Here is an 18,320-nt window from a genome sequence, read left to right as displayed (position 1 = left end):
CGCCGAATCGCCTGTAGTGGCACCGATGCCGGGCGTCGGGTCGGAGGACCCACCCGCCGAGGCTTACTTCGTGCTGCCCAAAAGCCTTCGGCCAGCTGTTGTTTCGCTAAACGAGGAGGCTCTGGTGCACGGTACGGAGTTGGGTGGGTTCAGCGCGCGGCCGAACGGGAACGCGGCGAGCCATACACCGTCCCACACGCCGTTCCCGCTCGCTCCCGCGCAGCTCGGTCTCTGGTACGCGCAGCTGCTCGAGCCAGAGGTCCCGATCAATGTCGCGCAGTACGTCGACGTGCACGGCGAGCTGGATGCCGCACTGCTGCAGGAGGTTTCGCGCGAAGCGGCACTCGAATACGGGTCTACGCTGGTGCGGCTCGGTGAGGAAGGCGGCACGCCGTGTCAGTGCGTCGACACCGACCTGTCCTTCGACATCCCGCTGATCGACTTCCGCTCGCACGCCGACCCGGTGGCCGCCGCGACGGAGTGGATGCGCGCCGACGCCTGCGCCCCGGTGGATCTGTTGCGCGACCGGCTGTTCGCGGGTGCGGTGCTCCGCGTCGCCGATCGGCGCTACTTCTGGTACCTGCGCGCGCACCACATCGTGCTCGACGGCTACGGCGCGCTGACCAACACCATGCGGGTCGCCGAGCGGTACACCGCGCGGGTGCTCGGCGTCGATCCGGAAGCCATCCGGCCGGGCAGCCTGGAGACGCTGGTAGCGGGCGAAATCGCCTACCGCGAGAGCGGTCGCTACGAGACCGACCGCGCCCACTGGGCCGAACGAGTGGCCGCGCTCGACGGCGTGACCAGCCTGGATCCGCACACCGCCCCGCGCGCGGCCAGCAACCTGACAGTCGGGCGCGGCCTGCCCGACGAGCTGGTCGAGCGGATGAATGCCGTTGCCGAGAGCCAGGATTCGACGATCGCGGTGGTGCTGCTCGCGGCCTTCGCCGGATACCTCGGCCGCCTGACCGACCGCGACGACGTGGTGCTGAGCCTGCCGGTCACCGCCCGCACCACCGCCGTGCTGCGGCGCTCGGCGGGCATGCTCTCCAATATCGTGCCGCTGCGGATGTCGCTCGGCGCGGCGACCTGGGGTGACTTGTTGCGCGCCACCCGCGTCGAGGTGGCAGGGGCGCTGCGGCACCAGCGGTACCGGCACGAGGACATCCGCCGCGACGCCGAACACGACGGCCGCCCGGCCCGGCGCGCGCTGTTCGGCCCGCTGGCCAACATCATGCTGTTCCGCAGCGACCTGACGCTCGGCGCAACGACGGGCCGGTACCACGTGCTGTCCACCGGACCGGTCGAGGACCTGAGCCTGAACGTCTACTACGGCGAACGTGACCGCGTGCACGTCGATTTCGAGGCGAACCCGAATCTCTACGCGGCCGACGACCTGGCCCGCCATCACGCCCGCTTCGTGCAGTACCTGGAGCGGCTGGCCGCCGCGGACCTGGACACGCCGATGGCCGCGATCGACGTGGCGACCGAGCTGGAGGTCGAGGTCAGCACCCGAATATGGAACTCCACCGGCTGCGATGTCGAGGCGTTGCTCGCCGCACGCGCGCCGGGCGCGCACTCCGCCGCGACGCTGGTGGCGATGTTCGAGGCGCAGGCGGCACGGACCCCGGACGCGATCGCGCTGCGCTGGGTCGATCCGCTGCGCGGGGCCGATGCGCTGCGCTGGGTCGATGCGCTGCGCGGGGAGAACGCGCTGCGCGGTGGCGACATGGAGTCCATGCTGACCTACCGTCAGCTGTCCGCCAGGGTGAACCGGCTGGCCAGGCAGCTGATCGAGCGCGGCGTCGGACCGGAGACCCTGGTCGCCCTGCATCTTCGCCGGTCACCCGAACTGGTCGCCGCGATGTACGCGGTGCTCACCGCGGGCGCGGCCTACGTGCCGCTCGACCCGGACCATCCGGCCGACCGCACCGCGCACATCCTGGCCACCGCCCGCCCCGCCTGCGTCCTCACCGCCGAGGACCTCGCGGTCGACGTGCCGGTGGTGCGGCTGGATCGCTTGCGGCAGACCGGGTATCCGGATGGCCCGGTCCGGGAGCACGAGCGCACCGCGGCACTGCGACAGGACCACCCCGCGTATGTGATCTTCACCTCCGGCTCCACCGGCAAGCCGAAGGGCGTGGTGGTGACCCACGAGGCCATCGTGAACCGGCTGGTGTGGATGCAGGAGACCTATCGGCTCACCACCGCCGATGTGGTGTTGCAGAAGACTCCGGCGACGTTCGACGTTTCGGTGTGGGAGTTCTTCTGGCCCTTGCAGATCGGAGCCACGCTGGTGCTCGCGCAGCCCGACGGGCATCGCGACCCGGCGTACCTGCGCGAAGTCATCGCCGAATACCGGGTCACCATCGTGCATTTCGTGCCGTCGATGCTGGAAGCCTTTCTGGCGCACCAGGACATCGCGCGCGACTCGACGCTGCGCGCGGTCTTCGCGTCCGGCGAGCCGCTGCCCGCCGCGCTGGCCCAGCGGCTGCGGGTGCTTACCGGCGCCCGGCTGCACAACCTGTACGGTCCCACCGAGGCCGCGGTGGACGTCACCTTTCACGAGGTGACCGATACCGATACCCTCTCGGTGCCGATCGGAGCGCCGGTGTTCAACACCCGGCTCTATGTGCTCGATTCCCGGCTGCGGCCGGTGCCGGTCGGGGCTCCGGGTGAGCTGTATCTGTCGGGGGTACAGCTCGCCCGGGGTTACGTCGCCAAGCCCGGCCTGACGGCCGAGCGTTTCCTCGCCGATCCGTTCGCTGCTCCGGGCGGGCCCGCCGCGCCGGGCGACCGGATGTATCGCACCGGCGACCTGGTCAGATGGGTACCTGCATCGCGAAGCGATTCGATGGGGGGCGGTGGCCGGGCGACGGGTGGGCCAGCCAACGGCGAACTGGAATACCTGGGTCGCACCGACTTCCAGGTGAAGCTGCGCGGCCTGCGCATCGAGCTCGGCGAGATCGAGGCGGTGCTCGGCACGGTCGATTCGGTGGTTCGCGCCGTCGTCGTGGTGCGCGACGACGCGGGCGTTGGCGAGCAGCTGGTGGCCTACGCGGTGGAGTCCGAGCCGGGCACCGTGCGGCCCGAGCAGCTGCGGGCCGCGGCGGTGGGATCGCTGCCCGGCTACATGGTGCCCGCGGCCTACGTGGTGCTCGACGCATTCCCGGTGAACGCCTCGGGCAAATTGGATCGCCGCGCCCTGCCCGCGCCGCAGCGGCGCAGCGCCGAATACCGCGCGCCCGTGACCGCTGTGGAACAGGCGGTCGCCCGCGTGTTCGGCGAGGTGCTCGGCCGCGCGGCGGTCGGCCGCGACGACGACTTCTTCGCACTCGGCGGCAACAGCCTGGTGGCCACGCAGGTGGCCGCCAGGCTGGCCGCCGACCTGGGCTGTCCGCTCGGAGTCCGGGAATTGTTCACCGCAACCACGGTGTCCGATCTCGCGGAACTGATCGAGCGGGCGGGCGGAACCGGCGGCGCGGCCGTGCCCCGCCTGCTGCGGGTGGTGCCGCGGCCGCCGCTGGTTCCGCTTTCCCTGGCGCAGCAGCGGATCTGGTTCCTGAACCGGTTCGAACGCTCCGCCGGCTACAACATGCCGTTCGTGGCCCGGCTGCGCGGCGAGCTCGACGTGACCGCGCTGCGCTTGGCGATCGGCGACGTGGTGGCGCGGCACGAGGTGCTGCGCACCGTGTTCCCCGCCGTGCTCGACGAGCCGGGCCACGATGTCCCGGCGCAGCAGATCGTGCTGTCCGCCGACGAGGTCGCGGTGCTCGGTGCGCCCGAGTCGATCGGCGTGGCCGAACTGGACGCGGCGCTGGCCGGGTTCGCCGCCTCCGGTTTCGATCTGGAGCGCGAGATCCCGCTGCGCGCACGGCTGTTCGCCGTCGACGCCGACGGTTACGCCTTGGCGATGGTGCTGCATCACATTGCGGCGGACGGACTTTCACTGCGCGTGCTGGCCCACGATGTGATGACGGCCTACGCCGCCCGCCGGGCGGGCGACGCGCCGGACTGGGCTCCGCTCGCGGTGCAGTACGCCGACTACGGACTGTGGCAGCGGGAGATGTTCGGCGCGGCGTCGGATCCGGATGCGCCGCTGGCTCGTCAGCTGGCCTACTGGACCGAGGCGCTCGCGGGCGCACCCGATCTGCTGGAGCTGCCCGCCGATCGGCCCCGCCCCGCGGTCGCCACCGGCCGCGGCGCGGCGTACCGCTTCGAGGTGCCCGCCGCGGTGGCCGTGCGGGTCACCGCGACCGCGCGGGCCACCGGGCTCTCCGACTTCATGGTCCTGCATGCCGCGCTCGCGGTGCTGCTCGCGCGGCTGTCCGGCGGCGACGACATCGTGGTCGGCACTCCGGTGGCCGGACGCGGTGAACGCGAACTCGACGACATGATCGGCATGTTCGTCAACACTCTGGTGCTGCGCACCAGGGTCGACGCCGCGGCGACCGGCGCGGAACTGCTCGCCGCGGTCCGTGCGACCGACCTCGCCGCGTTCGGCCACGCGCAGGTTCCGTTCGAGCAGGTGGTCGAGGCGCTGAACCCGCCGCGCTCACAAGCCAGGCATCCGCTCTTCCAAGTGCTGCTCTCGGTTGACAATTCGGCCGACACCGAATTCGAACTCCCCGGTATGTCGGTTCGCACCGGTACCCTGGACACCGCGGTGACCAAGTTCGATCTCCAGCTCACGGTCACCGCAGGCTTCGCCGGTGCCGGACTCGGGGAAGGTTCGGCACCGGCGGTAGCCCCGGCCGAACGCAGCTACCCGGCCGAATTCACCTACAGCACCGATCTCTTCGACGAGGCCACCGTCGCCGACTTCGCACGCTGGTATCTGCGCGTACTCGAGGCGCTGACGAGCGACACGGAAACGGCGGTCGGCGATCTGCCGCTGCTGGACACCGCCGAACTGGGTTGGGCGGTCGAGCAGGGCCGGGCGAGCGAAGCAGGCTCGGCGGAGGAGCCGGGTTCAGCGGTCGAGCCGCGCGCACCGGGAGAGTCGCCCGCAGCGATCCCCGCGACGGACACCGTGCTCACGGCATTCGAAGCGCAGGTCCGCCGCACCCCCGATGCCGTCGCGGTGATCGACGGCGACCGCACGCTGACCTACGCGGCATTCGCGGCGCGGGTGCATCGGCTGGCTCGGCGTCTCATCGATGCCGGTGTAGGTCCGGAGACGCTGGTCGTGATCGGGATGCGTCGCAGCGCCGACTTCGTGCTCGCCACTTACGCGGTGCTGACGGCAGGCGGCGGATATGTTCCCGTAGATCCGGATCAGCCCGCGGCGCGGCTAGTTCACGTGTTGTCCTCCGCCCGTCCGGTGTGTGTGCTCACCCGGTCCGCCGATGGATGGTCGGTGACGGCGGAGGACGCGCCGCCGGTCCTCGACGTGGACGCGGTCGCCGTTTCGGAATACCCGGACACCGCGGTGCGCGACGACGAACGTCTGCGCCCGCTGCGCGCGGCCAACACCGCGTACGTGATCTTCACCTCCGGGTCCACCGGCCGCGCGAAAGGCGTTGCGGTGCAGCAGGCTTCGGTAGCGAATCAAGTGCGATGGATCGTCGGCGAATACGGCGTAGGCCCCGCCGACGTCGTGCTGTTCAAGACACCCGCGACCTTCGACGTCTCGGTCTGGGAATTGTTCGCGCCGTTGACGATCGGCGCGCGCTTGGTGGTCGCCTCGCATGATGGACATCGCGACAGCGCGTACCTCGCCGCCACCATCGCGGCGCACGGCGTCACGATGACCTCTTTCGTTCCCTCGATGCTCACGATGTTCGCCGCCGCCGCGCCCGCCGCGTCGATAGCCACCCTGCGCACCGTCTTCGTCGCGGGCGAGGCGATGACCGGCGAAGCGGCCGCGGAATTCGCCGCCGTGAGCCGCGCCGCACTGCACAATCTGTACGGGCCCACCGAATTCACGGTGCACGCCACGCACGCGCCGGTGACCGCGACCCCGGGCCCGACGCCGATCGGGCGGCCGGTGCGCGCCAGCCGGGTGCTGGTGCTGGACGGCCGCCTGCGCCCGGTACCGGAAACGGTGGTGGGCGAGCTGTACCTGTCCGGGGTTCAGGCCGCGCGCGGCTATCACGGCCGCGCCGACCTCAGCGCCGAACGGTTCGTCGCCGATCCGTACGGACCGGCGGGCGCGCGCATGTACCGCACCGGCGATCTGGTGCGCCGGAACCGGAACGGGCAGCTGGAATACCTGGGGCGCAGCGACTTCCAGGTGAAGCTGCGCGGCCAGCGCATCGAGCTCGGCGAGATCGAGGCGGCGCTGCTGGCACCCGATGTGCGCGCCGCCGCGGTGCGAGTCTTCGCCCATCCGGCCGGTGAGCTGCTGGTCGCGTACGTGGTGACCGACCTGCCCGAGGCCGAGGTGGCGGCGGTGCTGGCCGACCGGCTGCGCGCGACACTGCCCTCCTACATGGTGCCCGCCGCCTACGTCGCGCTGGCGGCGATGCCGCTGACCGGCTCGGGCAAGCTGGACCGCAAGGCGTTGCCCGATCCGGTGTTGGCGGCCAAGGATTTCCGCGCCCCGGTCACCGAGACCGAGCGCGCGGTGGCCGAGGTATTCGCCGAGGTGCTCGGGCTCGACCGGGTCGGCCTCGATGACGACTTCTTCGCGGTCGGCGGAAACTCGTTGGTGGCCACCCGAATCGCCGCGCGGCTGGCTGCTCGGCTGCGGGCCGACGTGCCGGTGCGGTTGCTCTTCGAACACCCGACCGTTGTCGCGCTCGCCGCGGCGCTGGCGGGCGCGCGGGCCGATCGCACCTGTCAGCCGCTGGTCCTCGCCGAGCGTCCTGCGGTCGTGCCGCTCTCCTACGCGCAGCAGCGGATGTGGTTCCTGAACCAGTTCGACGCGGCATCCACGGCGAACAACCTGACCGCCGCGTTCCGGCTCACCGGCCCGCTGAACCGGACGGCGCTGGCCGCCGCCGTCACCGATGTCGTCGCCAGGCACGAGACGCTGCGCACCAGGTACCCCGCCGTCGACGGATCGGCGCGCCAAGAGGTCCTTCCCGCGGACCGAGGCCCGGTCCTGGAGATCGTCGACGAGGCCGACGACGTGCTCGGACGGGTACGAGCCTTGGCCGCAATGCCTTTCGCGGTATCCCAGGCTCCGCCGGTGCGCCTGACGCTGCTTCGCCGCTCCGATGACGAGCACGTGCTCGTTGTGTCGCTACACCACATCGCCGCGGACGGCTGGTCCATCGCGCCGTTCACACGGGACCTGCTGCGCGCCTACGCTTCTCGTCGCCAAGGACGCGCAGCCGACTGGTCACCCCTTCCGGTGCAGTACGCCGACTACACGCTGTGGCAGCGCCGGGTCCTCGGCTCCGAGAACGATCCCGGCTCGCTGATGGCCGAGCAGCTGCGGTTCTGGTCCGCCGAATTGGCCGACCTGCCCGACCTTCTCGTGCTGCCCGCCGACCGGCCGCGCCCCGCCGCGGCTTCGGGAAGCGGCGCGCGGCACGCCTTCCACATATCCGCCGCGATCCACCGACGTCTGCGCGAGATCGCCGAGTCCGCGAGCGCCTCGCTGTTCATGGTGCTGCACGCGGTCTTCGCGGCGACGCTGGCGAAGCTCTCCGGTCAGCGGGACATCGCGATCGGCACCCCGGTCGCCGGCCGCGGCGAGCAGGCGCTCGACGACCTCGTCGGCATGTTCGTCAACACCCTGGTGTTGCGCGCGGACGTGCGTCCAGAACGCACCTTCGGCGAGCTGGTCGCGGCAGTGCGCGACGGCGACCTGCGCGCGTTCGCCCACGCCGACGTGCCGTTCGAGCGCCTGGTCGAGGTGCTCGATCCCGAGCGATCGGCTGCCAGGCACCCGCTGTTCCAGGTGATGCTGGACTTCCAGAACACCGCGAGCGCGACCATCGAGCTTGCCGACCTGCGCGTCGGCGAACTCGACATCGACACGCGCACAGCCAAATTCGACCTTCAGCTGACTCTCGCCGAGACCGCCAACGGCATCGACGCCGTCTTCGAGTACGCGACCGATCTGTTCGACGCCGACACGGTCGCCGGGTTCGCGGCCCGGCTCCTGCGGGTGCTCGACGCGGTCTGCGCCGATCCGGCCGTGCTGGTCGGCGACATCGATACCCTCTCGGCCGCCGAGCGCACCCAACTGCTCGGTACGTGGAATGCCACCGCACGCGACCTCGGCCAGGCGGCGACCTTGGTGTCGCTGTTCGAGGCGCAGGCACGGCGGACCCCCGACGCCGTGGCGGTGACCTTCGAGGGCGAGTCCCTGGCCCACCCGTCGCCCGGCCACCACCCCTCATCGACTCGCTACGCGACGCTGGCCCACCCGTCGCCCGGCCACCACCCCCCATCGACTCGCTACGCGACGCTGGCCCACCCGTCGCCCGGCCACCACCCCCCATCGAGTCGCTACGCGACGCTGGCCCACCCGTCGCCCGGCCACCACCCCCCATCGAGTCGCTACGCGACGCTGACCTATGCCGAGTTCTCCAGCCAGGTCAACCGCTTGGCGCGGCTGCTCGTCTCCATCGGCGTGCGGCCGGAGAGCACCGTGGCGATCGGCATGCGGCGCTCGCTGGACTTGGTCGTCGCCATGTACGCGGTGCTCACGGCGGGCGGCGCGTACGTCCCGGTGGACCCGGACCACCCCGCCGAGCGCATCGAGCGTGTTCTGAGCGCCGCCCGCCCGGTGTGCGTGCTCAGCCGCACCCAGGACGGACTGGAACTGGAGTCGTGCGAGCGCGGTGCGCGGGTGTGGGCGGTGCTGGATGTCGACCAGTTCGACACCGCCGACTACTCCGACGCACCGCTCACCGACGCGGACCGGCTCGGTGCGCTCGTCCCCGGCAACGCGGCCTACGTCCTGTTCACCTCGGGCTCCACCGGCACGCCCAAGGGCGTCGCGGTGTCGCACGCGGCGATCGTCAACCGGCTGCGGTGGATGCAGTCCGAATACGGGCTCACCCCTGAGGACGTCGTGGTGCAGAAGACGCCGGCGACGTTCGACGTCTCGGTGTGGGAGTTCTTCTGGCCGTTGCAGATCGGCGCCCGCTTGGCGGTGGCGCGTCCGGACGGTCATCGCGATCCGCGCCATCTCGCCGAGCTGATCCGCCGGGAACGTGTGTCGGTGGCGCACTTCGTGCCCTCGATGCTGGCCGTGTTCGTCGCGGAACCCGCGGTGGCTCGGTGCGATTCGCTGCGCATGGTGTTCGCCTCGGGTGAGGCGCTGGTACCGGGACCCGCGCAGCGGCTGCGCGCGCTGACCGGTGCGCGGCTGCACAACCTGTACGGCCCGACCGAGGCGGCCGTCGACGTCACCTACCACGAAGTGGTCGACGCGGACACCGACAGCGTGCCGATCGGTGTCCCGGTGGCCAACACTCGTGTGTACGTGCTGGATTCACGGCTGCGGCCGGTGCCGGTCGGCGTGCCGGGTGAGTTGTACCTCGCGGGTGTGCAGCTGGCGCGCGGCTATGCGCGGCGGCCGGATCTCACGGCGGATCGATTCGTGGCCAATCCGTTCGCCAGCGCCGAGCGCATGTATCGCACCGGTGATCTCGTCAGATGGGTACCTGCATCGCCAAGCGATTCGATGGGGGGCGGTGGCCGGGCGACGGGTAAGGGCGAACTGGAGTATCTGGGACGCACCGATTTCCAGGTCAAGCTGCGCGGTCTGCGCATCGAGCTCGGCGACATCGAGGCCGCGCTGACCGCGCAGCCGGAGATCGACCAGGCCGTCGTCGTGGTGCGCGATGGGACGCAGCTCGTCGCGTACCTGATCGCCGCGCCCGAGTCGGCCATCGACGTGGGGTGCGTGAAAGAGGCACTGGGGCAGCGTATCCCGGCGTACATGGTGCCCTCGGCGTTCGTGTCGATGGAGGAGTTCCCGCTCAACGCGTCCGGCAAGCTCGACCGCAAGGCGCTGCCCGCGCCGGTGTTCGAGGCGGCGGCATTCCGTGCGCCGGTGACGCCCGTGCAGCAGATCGTCGCGCGCGTGTTCGCCGATGTGCTCGGCGCGCCGCGCGTCGGGCTCGACGACGACTTCTTCGCGCTGGGCGGCAATTCGCTCACCGCCACCAGGGTGGCGGCCCGGCTCGGCGCGGCGCTGGACACCCAGCTGCCGGTGCGGCTGCTCTTCGACGCACCCACCGTGCAGGCCATGGCGACGCGGGCCGAAGCGCTGCGCGGCCGGGGCGGCAGGCCCGCGCTGACTCGCCGCCCGCGGCCCGAGCGATTGCCGCTCTCGCCTGCGCAACAGCGCATCTGGTTCCTGAACCGCTTCCTCGCCGACGCCGACGGGCCGGGCGACGCGGTGGACAACATCCCCATCGCGTTGCGGCTCGTCGGTGATCTCGACGTCCCTGCGCTGGCCGCGGCGCTCGGCGACGTCGTCGCCAGGCACGAGTCGCTGCGCACCGTCTACCCGGCCGGACCCGACGGCGCCGAGCAAGTGGTCCTGCCCGTGCCGCGCCACGCCCCCGTGGTACGTGAAGAGCGGGTCGCTGAGTCGGCGCTGACCGAACGCCTCGCCGCATGCGCCGCGGTGACTTTCGATCTCACCGAAGAGACTTCGTTGCGCCCTCACCTCTTCGCGCTCAGTGGCGTCGCGGAGGTGGAGCACGTGCTCCTGCTGGTGCTGCACCACATCTCGGCCGACGGGTTCTCGCTCGGTCCGCTGGCCGCCGACCTGATGACCGCCTACGCCGCGCGCCGCGACGGCGCCGCGCCGGACTGGGCTCCGCTGCCGATCCAGTACGGCGACTACACCCTGTGGCAGGCCGAAATCCTGGGCGCCGCCGACGATCCCGAGGCGCGTGCGCACCGCCAGCTGGAGTTCTGGCGTCGCACGCTCGACGGCCTCCCGGAACAGCTGGAGCTGCCCACCGACCGGCCGCGCCCGGCCGTGTCCACCCACCGTGGCGCGACCCACCGGCTGCGCATCGACTCCGACCTGCACAGCGAGCTGCGCGAATTGGCGCGCAAGCGGGAGACCACGCTGTTCAGCACCGTGCACGCGGCGCTGGCGGTGCTGCTCGCCCGGCTGTCGGGCAGCGCGGACATCGCCATCGGCACCCCGGTGGCCGGGCGCGGCGAGGCCGAACTCGACGGCTTGGTCGGCATGTTCGTCAACACCCTGGTCCTACGCAGCCGGATCGACCCGCGTGCGCGGTTCGAGACCGTGCTGGACGAGGCGCGGTCCCGCGACCTGGAGGCGCTCGCGCACGCCGACCTGCCCTTCGAGCGACTGGTCGAGTTGCTGGCGCCGCACCGGGCGCGCAACCGTCACCCGCTGTTCCAGGTGGCGCTCACCATGCAGAACTTCACCGTGCCCGCGCTCGAGCTGGCCGGTCTTCGGGTGCGTCCGGTCGAGCTGGACGCGGTCGGCGCCGAATTCGATCTCCAGTTCACGGTGGTGGCCGCCGACGACGCGGACGGCCGCGCCGACGGCATCGACATCGAGATCACGTACGCCACGGATCTTTTCGAGCCGGAGACGGTCGCCGTCCTGGCCCGCCGGTTCACCCAGGTGCTCGCCGCGGTCGCGGCGGACGCGACGGTGGTGGTCGGCGACATCCAGCTGCTCTCCGCCGAGGAGCAGCGGCGCGCGCTGGTCGAGTGGGCGAGCACCGGCCCGAATCTGGCGACCGCCGACGAGACGCTGGTCGACCGCTTCCGCAGCGCCGCGGCGCTCGATCCGACGGCCGTCGCGGTGCGCGCGGACGACGAGGTCGTGACCTACGGCGAGCTGGCGGCCAGGGCCAACCGGCTGGCCCGGCGACTGATCGCCGCAGGTGTAGGGCCGGAAACCCTGGTGGCGGTGGCATTGCCGCGTTCGGTCGAGCTGGTCGTCGCGCTGCTCGCCGTGCTGGAGGCGGGCGGCGGCTACCTGCCGATCGACCCCGGCTACCCGGCCGATCGCATCGAGTACGTGATCGACGACGCCCGCCCGGTCTGCGCCGTCAGCTCCGCCGCGACGGGCCTGCCGCGCGACTGGTTCGGCGGCCCGGTGCTCGACGTGGCGGCCGACCTCGCGTCGGTGAGTGCCGAGCCGCTCACCGACGCCGACCGGCGGGCCCCGCTGCACCCGGCGCACACCGCGTACGTCATCTACACCTCCGGCTCCACCGGCAGGCCGAAAGGGGTTGTCGTACCGCACCGCAACGTGCTGAGGCTGGTCGACAACACCCGGCGACACTTCGAGTTCGGCCCCTCCGACGTGTGGACCATGTTCCACTCCTACGCCTTCGACTTCTCGGTGTGGGAGCTGTGGGGCGCGCTGCTGCACGGCGGCGAACTCGTCGTGGTGGACTACTTCACGTCGCGTTCGCCGGAGCAGTTCCGCCGCCTGCTGGTCGAGCGGCGGGTGACGGTGCTGAACCAGACGCCGTCGGCCTTCTACCAGCTCATGGCGGCCGACGCGGCGGCCGAGCCCGCCGAATTCGCGCTGCGCCAGGTGATTTTCGGCGGTGAGGCGCTGGAACCGCAGCGGCTGGCCGGATGGTTCGCGCGCTATCCCGACGGCCCGCGCCTGGTGAACATGTACGGCATCACCGAGACCACGGTGCATGTGTCGTACCGTCCGATCGAGCCGGGCACGGGGTCGGCGAGCGTCATCGGCGGCGCGATCCCCGGGCTCGCGGTGCGGGTGCTCGACGCGCGGCTGCGGCCGGTGCCGGTCGGGGTGCCCGGCGAGATCTACGTCTCCGGCGGTCAGCTGGCCCGCGGCTATCTGGGCCGGGCTGCGCTCACCGCGAGCCGTTTCGTCGCCGACCCCTATGCGGCCGACGGTTCGCGTGCCTACCGCTCCGGCGATCTGGCGCGCTGGACCGCCGACGGCGATCTGGAGTACCTCGGCCGCGCCGACCAGCAGGTGAACCTGCGCGGGTTCCGCATCGAGCTCGGCGAGATCGAGGCGGCCGTGCTGGACACCGGTGCGGTCCGCGAGGCCGCGGTGGTGGTGCGGACCGATCTGGTGGACGAGGCGCGCATCGTCGCCTACGTCGTCGTCGCCGACGGCTCGCTCGACGCGGCCGCGCTGCGCAGGGAGCTGGCGCGCACGCTGCCCGAGCACATGGTGCCCGCCGCGGTCGTCGCGCTGGATCGAATCCCGTTGACGGTCAACGGCAAACTCGATCGCGCCGCGCTACCCGCTCCGTTCTTCGCGGCGACGACCTACCGCAAGCCCGGCACGGTCGTCGAAGAGATCGTCGCCGGGGTGTACGCCGAGGTGCTTGGTCTGCCTGCCGCGGGTCAGGTCGGGGCCGACGACGACTTCTTCGCGCTCGGCGGCAGTTCCCTGCTCGCCGCCAAGGCCGTCGCGCGGATCGGCGCGGCGCTCGGCAGGCCGGTCGGCGTGCGCGCGCTGTTCGAGTCGCCGCGGGTCGCCCAGCTGGCCGAGACCGTGACGGCGGGGGAGGCCGGAGCCGCCCGGCCGCCGCTGGTGGCCCGCGCCCGGCCGGAGACGCTGCCGCTCTCGCCTGCCCAGCAGCGGATGTGGTTCCTGAACCGGTTCGACGGCGCGTCCGTCGCCTACAACATCCCGCTGGCACTGCGACTGTCCGGCGACGTGGACGTGCCGGCACTCCAGTCGGCGCTGGCCGATGTGATCGGCAGGCACGAATCGCTGCGCACCACCTACCCCGAGCTGGACGGTGCGCCGACGCAGCGAATCCAGTCCGCGGCGCAGGCGGTTCCGGCGCTGTATCCGATGGACGTCACCGAAGCGGGGCTGCCGCAGCGCATTCGAGATCTGGCGGGCACCGCGTTCGACGTCACCACCGAGATCCCAGTGCGGATGCGGTTGTTCCGCATTGCCTCCGACGACGTGGTACTCGCGGGCGTGCTGCACCACATCGCCGCCGACGGGTCCTCCGTCGCGCCGTTCGTCCGCGATCTGATGACGGCATACACCGCGCGCCTGGACGACCGCGCACCGTGCTGGTCGCTGCCGGCCGTGCAGTACGCCGACTACGCGCTGTGGCAGCGGGAACTGCTCGGCGACGAAGACGATCCGGACTCCCGCGCGGCCGAGCAGATCGCCTACTGGACCGAGGCGCTGGCCGGTCTGCCCGATCAGCTCGCGCTGCCCACCGATCGTCCGCGCCCGGCCCGGCAGAGTCTGCGCGGCGCGAAGACGGCTCGGCTGGTGCCGCCGCGGCTGCACGAGCAGCTCGTGGGACTCGGCCGCGCGCACGGGGCGACGCTGTTCATGGTCGTGCACGCCGCCTTCGCCGCGCTGCTGGCTCGGCTGTCGGGTGTCGGCGACATCGCTGTCGGCACCCCGACCGCGGGGCGCGGGGAGGCCGAACTCGACGACGTGATCGGCATGTTCGTCAACACCCTGGTGCTGCGCACCCGCGTCCAGGGCAGTCGGTCCTTCGCCGAACTGCTCGGGCAGACCCGCGGCGCCGACATCGCCGCCTTCTCGCACGCCGACGTGCCGTTCGAGCGACTGGTGGAGGTGCTGAACCCGGAGCGCTCCACCGCGCGCCACCCGCTGTTCCAGGTGGGCTACTCGTTCCAGAACCACGAGCGCGGCGAATTGCGGCTGCCGGGGCTCACCGTGCGCGAGCTCGAATTCGACAACGGCGTAGCGCAATTCGACCTGCACCTGTTCGCCGTCGACCGGTACGCCGCCGACGGCACGCCCGAAGGCATCGAGCTGGCCCTCGGCTACGCCACCGATCTATTCGAGCCTGCGACCGCGGAACGGATCATCGGCCAGCTCCAGGCCATCCTGGAATCCGTTGTCGCCCAGCCGAACACACTGGTCGGCGACCTCGACCTGCTCGGCGACGAGCGCGCCCGCGTGCTGGGGGAGTGGAACGCCACCGCGCATCCGGTCGAGCGGCTGACCCTCGCCGATCTGGTCGACCGGCAGGCGGCGCGCAGCCCGGCCGCGCCCGCGATCATCGACGCCGATACCGGAAAGACGCTGAGCTACATCGAATTCGACGCGCGGGTGAACCGGCTGGCGCGCGCGTTGATCGGCCACGGCGTCGGGCCCGAGCGCACCGTTGTGCTGGCCATGCGCCGGTCGATCGAGCTGGTGATCGCCATGTACGCGGTGGTCCGCGCGGGCGGCGCCTACGTCCCGGTCGATCCGGACCACCCGGCCGACCGCATCGCCTACATCATCGACACCGCCGCGCCGGTCTGCGCGCTCACCACCGTGGCCGACGGCATGCCGATCGAGACCCCTGTGCGTGTTCTCGAGGTGGACTGGCTCGCGGCGGCGCATCTCTCGGCGGCGCCGATCACCGACAGTGAGCGCATCCGCCCGCTGCGCGACGAGCACCCGGCGTACATCGTCTTCACGTCCGGGTCGACCGGGCGGCCGAAGGGCGTCACCGTGCCGCACGCGGCGATCGTCAACCAGCTGGCCTGGCTGCGGGAGCGGTTCGCGCTCGGCGCGGCCGACCGGACGCTGCTGAAAACGCCCGCCACCTTCGATCTCTCGGTGTGGGAGTTCTGGTCCCCGCTGGTCACCGGCGGCGCGCTGGTGGTGACCAGGCCCGGCGACGAACGCGACCCGGATCGACTGCGCGCACTGATGGCGCGGCACGGCGTCACCGTGCTGTACGCGGTGCCGTCCCAGATCGGCATGCTGCTGGCGGCGTCGCCGGACGCACCGCTGCCCGCCGGGTTGCGGCGAGTGCTCGCCATCGGTGAGACGCTGCCGCCCGCGACCGCCGCCGAGTTCCTCGATCGGGCTGCCGGTGGCGCGCGGCTCTACAACCTCTACGGTCCGACCGAGGCCGCGGTGTCGATCACAATGCACGAGGTGGCCGAGCGGCCGAGCCGGGTGGTGCCGATCGGCGCGCCCGCCTGGAACAGCAGGGTGTACGTGCTGGACACCCGGCTGCAACCGGTCCCGGTCGGCGTCGCGGGCGAACTGTATTTGGCGGGTGCGCAATTGGCGCGCGGGTATCAGAGCAGGCCCGGCCTGACGGCGGATCGGTTCGTCGCCGACCCCTTCGCGGCCGAGGCGTCCGCGCGGATGTACCGCACCGGCGACATCGTCCGTTGGCGCGCCGACGGCGACCTCGAGTACCTGGAGCGCGCCGATTTCCAGGTCAAGATCGGCGGGTTCCGCATCGAGCTCGGCGAGGTGGAGTCCGCGTTGCTGAATCTGCCGGAGGTACGTGCCGCGGTGGCCGTCGCCAAGGCGGACGAGCGGGCGGGCGCACGCCTGGTCGCGTACGTCGTGTCGGCCGACGGATGCGCCGAGTCCGTCCCGGAACTGCGCGCGAGCCTCGCGACGCGGCTGCCCGCCTACATGGTGCCCGCCGCCATCGTCTCGCTGGAGGCCTTGCCGCTCAACGCCAACGGGAAGGTCGACCGCGCGAAACTGCCGGAGCCGGTGTTCGAGGAAGCGGCCTTCCGCGCACCGGCCACCGACCTGGAGCGACTGGTCGCGGCCACCTTCGCCGCGGTGATCGACAGGGACACGGCCGGCCGCGGGGTGGGCGCCGACACCGACTTCTTCGCACTCGGCGGCAATTCGCTGCTCGCGACGAAGCTCGCGTCCCGCCTCGGCGCGGAACTCGGCGTGCGGGTCCCGGTCGCCGCGGTGTTCGAGGAGCCGACCGTAGCGGGTCTTGCTCAGCGGCTGACCGACCTGGACGGCGCCGCGGCGCGACCGGCTCTCGTGCGACGCGACACCGACCGCCCTGCCCGCCTCTCGCCCGCGCAGCAGCGCATGTGGGTGGTGAACCGTCTCGCGCAGGACTCGGCCGCGTACAACATCCCCGCCGCCATCCGGCTCACCGGCGCACTGGACCGCGCCGCGCTGGCGGCGGCCGCGCGGGACGTCCTTGAACGGCACGAGGCGCTGCGCACCCGCTATCCGGACACCGACGAAGGACCCGTGCAGGAAGTGCTGGACGCGGCTGCCGTGCCGCTCGACCTGACGCCGATCCCACTGCGCCCCAGCGAGATCGACGGTCGTATCGCGGAATTCGTGGCCGCCGGTTTCGACGTCACGGCCGCACCGCCGGTCCGCGCCGCGCTGTTCGAACTCGCCGCCGACGAGCACGTCTTGGTCGTCGTGCTGCACCACATTTGCGCGGACGGCTACTCGATCGCGCCGCTGACCAGGGACCTGGTCCGCGCCTACGTCGACCGTGCGGCGGGCCGCGAACCCGGCTGGACGCCACTGCACGTCCAGTACGGCGACTACAGCGAATGGCAGCACGCGCTGCTCGGCTCCGCCGACGATCCAGCGAGCCTGCACGCACGGCAACTCGACTACTGGACAACGGAATTGGCGGGCACCCCGGAAGCGCTGGCGCTGCCCGCCGACCGTCCGCGTCCGGCGCACCGTGACATGCGCGGCGCCGCGGTCGATTTCGAGGTCGACGCCGAGCTGACCCGCACACTGGAGCGGATCGCGCGCGAGCACGGGACCACGCTGTTCACCCTGCTGCACGGCGCACTCGCGGTGTTGCTGGCCAAGCTGTCCGGCGCAGCCGACATCACCATCGGCGCACCGATGGCCGGGCGCGGCGCGGCGGAACTCGATGACCTGATCGGCATGTTCGTCAACACGGTAGTGCTGCGGACCGAGATCGATCCGCGCTCCGGCTTCGCCGATCTGCTTCGCCAGGCCAGGGAACGCGACGTGGCCGCGCTCTCGCACGCCGACGTGCCCTTCGAGCAGGTGGTCGATGCCATGGGCCGCGCCAGGTCCGGCGGGTACTCGCCGCTGTTCCAGGTGATGTTCGCCTTCCAGAACCTGCCCGCGAGCCGCGTCGAACTGCCAGGTCTCGCCGTCGAAGTGCTGGATCCCGCACCGGACGAGGCGAAGTTCGATCTGCAACTCACCGGCATCGAACGCTTCGATGCCGCGGGCGAGCGCGACGGGCTCACGTTCCGATTCGGCTACGCGACAGACATTTTCGACGCTACGACCGTCCGGCGCTACGCCGACCGGCTGCTGCTGGTGCTCGCGGCGATCGCGGCGGACCCGACGGTCGCGATTCGCGCCATCGACATCCGCACCGACGACGAACATCGGCCAGCAGCGTCCGCGGCCACGATCGCCGAGCTGCCCGAATTGCTCACCGCGGCAGCCGCTCTCGCACCGGAGGAGATCGCGTTCAGTCATGGTGCGCACCGGGTGTCCTACGCCGATCTCGCCGCGAAGCTGACCACCGTGGCCAAGGCCATGGGCGCGGCCGCGACGCCGGAAGTCCTCATCAACGTCTCCCTCGCCGGGCTGGTGCCCGGCGTGCTCGCGGCGCTCGGCGGCGACGGTCTCGCCACCGCGCTGCACCGCCTCCTCGCCGAGGCTCAGGCCGTGGTCTCCGAAAGGAATTAGC

1 protein-coding gene is annotated in these 18,320 nt (G+C 71.6%); it reads left to right on the top strand.

All coding sequences use genetic code 11. The annotated features are described in order from the left end of the window. Positions 1-124 precede the first annotated feature (124 nt). A complete protein-coding gene (locus AB0H50_RS28635; RefSeq protein WP_357458525.1) occupies positions 125-18,319 on the top strand; it encodes a non-ribosomal peptide synthase/polyketide synthase in 18,195 nt (6,064 codons plus the stop codon). The last annotated feature ends 1 nt before the right edge of the window (position 18,320 follow it).

It is taken from the genome of Nocardia sp. NPDC050793 (assembly GCF_040654065.1).
Classification (GTDB): Bacteria; Actinomycetota; Actinomycetes; order Mycobacteriales; family Mycobacteriaceae; genus Nocardia.
Note: the sequence above shows the minus strand (reverse complement) of the source record. Positions and strands in the feature narration are given on the sequence as shown.